The sequence below is a fragment of the Streptomyces sp. IBSBF 3136 genome (assembly GCF_036815105.1).
GTDB lineage: Bacteria > Actinomycetota > Actinomycetes > Streptomycetales > Streptomycetaceae > Streptomyces.
The window spans coordinates 1-3480 of record NZ_JAJSZC010000398.1; the positions used below are offsets into that span (position 1 = coordinate 1).

2 protein-coding genes are annotated in these 3480 nt (G+C 70.1%); both read right to left on the reverse strand.

The window, feature by feature from the left end:
• Positions 1-189: 189 nt before the first annotated feature.
• Positions 190-1878 carry a carbohydrate binding domain-containing protein gene (locus V7E45_RS39400; protein ID WP_333779102.1) on the reverse strand — a complete coding sequence of 563 codons (1689 nt, stop codon included), beginning with the start codon at positions 1876-1878 and terminating at the stop codon, positions 190-192.
• A 274-nt stretch (positions 1879-2152) separates the two neighbouring features.
• Positions 2153-3277: an ATP-grasp domain-containing protein gene (locus tag V7E45_RS39405; protein ID WP_333779103.1), complete on the reverse strand. Its 1125-nt coding sequence runs from the start codon at positions 3275-3277 to the stop codon at positions 2153-2155.
• Positions 3278-3480: the final 203 nt, after the last annotated feature.

A 3480-nucleotide genomic window follows, 5' to 3' on the forward strand; every position in this document is an offset into this window, starting at 1 on the left:
CGTGTTCCCCGTCCCCCGTGCTCCCCCGTTCTGACATGTAGAGCGGCCAGGTCGGCCCCTGATACACCCTGGGCGAAAAAAATCCCCCCGGCCCGTCGCCGGGGGGATCTTCGTCATGCCGTGCCGGATGCGGTATGCCGTATGCCGTCTACGGGCTGGTGGATGCCGTGTGGCGCGACCGTGCTGTGGTCAGCCGGTGAACCCGGCGGTGATGGAGGTGAACTGCCAGTTGTTCTGGTTGATGCCGGAGCAGTTCGAGACGACTCCGCCGCCCGCGCAGGGCCGGTCGCGGTTGACCGACCAGAAGGCGAGCCGGGCGATGTGGTGCGAGTTGGCCCAGTCGCGGATCTGGGTCCAGATCGCCGGGGTGGTCGTCTCCTGCTGGTCCGACAGGCCGTTCATGCCGGAGATGCCGATGTGGGAGTAGGCGGTCGCGTCGTCCCACCCGAACGTCGACTTCAGCTTGGCCTTCAGCCCCTCGGCCGCGTTGACCGTGCTGCCGTACATGTCCGAGCCGCCGCCGAAGTCGAACGGCATGATCGTGAAGACGTCGATGTCGGCGCCGAGCGACTTCGCCTGCTCGATGAGCCGGTTTCCGTAGTAGGTCGGGCCGGTCGTCGAGGTGCCGAAGGTGACGATGGTCTTCAGCCCCGGATTGTCGGTCTTCACCGTCTTCAGCGCGGTGAGGATCTTCGCCTGCACGGCCTCGTTCTCGAACTCGTCCGTGTTCTCGATGTCCATGTCGATCGCCTTGAGCGAGTACGCGTTGATCACCTTCTGCAGCGCCCCGGCCAGCGCGCTCGCGGAGGAGCAGTTGGCGCCCAGCTTGCTGCCCTGCCAGCCGCCGAACGACGGGACGACGTCACCGCCGGCGGACCGGATCTGGTTGATGGCGGTCTGGTCGACCCCGCCCGTCAGCGCCCGGCTGCCGTCCCAGGCGGGGTTGCAGCCGCCCGAGTCGAGCATGAACGCCATCGTGAACCACTTGACGCCGGTCGCGCTCATCACCGTGGACGGACTCGGCGGGTCGCCCCAGCCCTCGTACAGATAGGGCGCCGCCTGCTTGAAGGAGGTTCCGCCGCCGCTGCCCGCGTTCGTCGTGACGCTCACGGAGTTGGAGGCGCCCGAGGTGTTCCCGGCCGCGTCCCGTGCCTTCACGCTGAAGGTGTACGAGGTGCTCGGAGACAGCCCGCTGACCGTGGCGGACGTACCGGAGACGGTGAGCACCTGGTTCGATCCGCTGTAGACGTCGTAGGCCGTCACGCCGACGTTGTCCGAGGAGGCGTTCCACTGCAGGGACACGCTCGACGACGTCTTCCCGGTCGAGGTGAGCCCGCCGGGCGCGGTCGGCGCCTGGGTGTCCCCGCCGCCCCCGCCGCCGCCCGGGCCGTCCAGGCTGATGTCGTCCGCGTAGTAGGTGCCCTGCGCGTACCAGCCGTGCACGTAGATGGTGGCGCTGGTCTGCGACGCGCCGGTGGTGAAGGAGACACTGAGCTGGCTGTACGCCGAGGGGGACGTCGTCCAGGTGGAGGCGCCGCCGTTGACGCCGAGGTAGACGTACGAGCCGCGGACCCAACCTTGCAGCGTGTACGTCGTGTTCGGCTGGACGGCGACCGTCTGGCTGCACTGCGCGTTGTCGCTGGAGGTGACGGCGCCCTGCAGGGCCTTGGAGCCGCCGTGCACGGGGGAGGACACGACCGAGCCGAGGTTGCCGGAACAGGTCCAGGGGGACAGACCGCCGGACTCGAAGCCGGGGTTGGTGAGGATGTTGGCCGCTTGAGCGGTGCCGGGAAGGGCGAGGGCTCCGCCGAAGGCCAGAGCGGCGGTGCCGAGCACGGCGAGCAGCCGGCGTCTGGTGCGTCTGAGTGGGTTGCGCACGCGATCTCCCTGTGGGGATGGGGGTGTTCGGGAGGTGCAGGGGAGTGTGGAGGGTGCGCCAACCAAGTTGGTTTGGACCAATCCGACTGTCAAGAAGCAGGACAGGATTGGTCCATACCGGTGGGGGAGAACTGTCGGTCGTCGACGGTCGACGACCGACAGCCGACGGAGGACAGGCCACAGTCGACGGAGGACAGACGACGGCCGGCCGCCGACGAGCGACGGTCGACCGCCACCATCCACGTCCGCGACAGACCCGCCTCCGGCCGTTCGCCTACAGCGGCAGCGCCTGCGCCGAGGTCTGGACGGTCGCGACGGGCGCGGGTACCGCCGGCAGCAGGATCTCGGGCGGAGTGGTCCGCTGCTGTGGCAGCGGGACCGCGCGGAGCGGCCGCGGGCCCGACACCACTGTGTAGTCCTGCCCCAGGAACGGCGGCTCGATCACGCCGGGGTCCTCGCCGAGCGCCAACCGCACCGCTGCCCAGGGCACGTTCACCCCGCACAGGGACAGCTGGTGCAGACCACCGGCGGGCCGGGTGTTGACGTCGAGCAGCACCGGGCGGTCGCCGAACATCCGGAACTGGACGTTGGACAGATAGTGCAGCCCGAAGCCCTCCGCCACCAGCCGGGCCGGCTCCAGCCACTTCTTGTGCAGCGTGAAGCCCCGGCGGCGGCCGTTCTTCGTGCGGCCCAGGGCGAGCCGGACGCGGTTGTCCGGGCCGGTCAGGCAGTCGACGGACACCTCGGGCTGTCCCAGCCGCGGCATCACCAGCCAGTTCACGGGCTCCGCCGCCCGCTCCAGCGCCTCCACCACCAGGTCCAGTTGGACGTGCGGACCGGGGAAGCCGCCGAGGTGCGCCAGCGAGAAGGGCTCGCGCGTGATCACCCGGAAACCGACCCCGCCCGCACCGGTCGCCGGCTTGAAGCACGCCACTTCCCCGGCTGCTTCCAACGCCTCGACGGCGGACACGAGTTCGTCCGCCGTGCGCACCCGCCACCATGGGGGCACCGGCACTCCGACCGAGCGGACCGCCTCGTACGCCGTCGCCTTGTCCTCGAACACCGCGATCGCCTCGCGCGTCGGTGCCAGCAGCGCGGTGCCCACGGCCTCGAAGTCGGCGCGGTGCGCGACGATCGCCGCCTGGTGCAGCCGGGGCACGAACACGTCGATGCCGCGCCGCGCGCACTGGTCCAGGGCGTACTCGACGTAGCCGGCCGGGGACAGGCCCTCCGGCTCCAGGTCGGCGGTGTCGGCGGCGGCCAGCACGGGGGAGTCGGCGTCACCGTGGGTCGCGTGGATCTCCACCGCCCGGTCGCTGGGATTCCTCCGCAGCTGATCCATGAAGAACACGTTCTCCGCGTACGTGCGGTTGAGCCAGACGCGTACGCGAGAGGGCATGCAGGCCGCCTTTCGGGGGATTCCGGGCAGGGCGGAGCGGCCCGTGCCCGGGCAGGAGGGAGGAAGGGACACCGAACGGCCCTGGAAAAGGGAGAGGGAGGGCGCTGATGTTGGGGCGATCATACGGCTTTCAAACGCCTGCGCGTGCAACGTGAGTGTTACGGATTGACCGGGGCCCCACAGGCCCCTCCGCCGCGCCCGCC

Excerpts from the sequence above, each read along its gene's own strand:
- V7E45_RS39405 (WP_333779103.1), bottom strand. The coding sequence starts at position 3,277 with ATGCCCTCTCGCGTACGCGTCTGGCTCAACCGCACGTACGCGGAGAAC.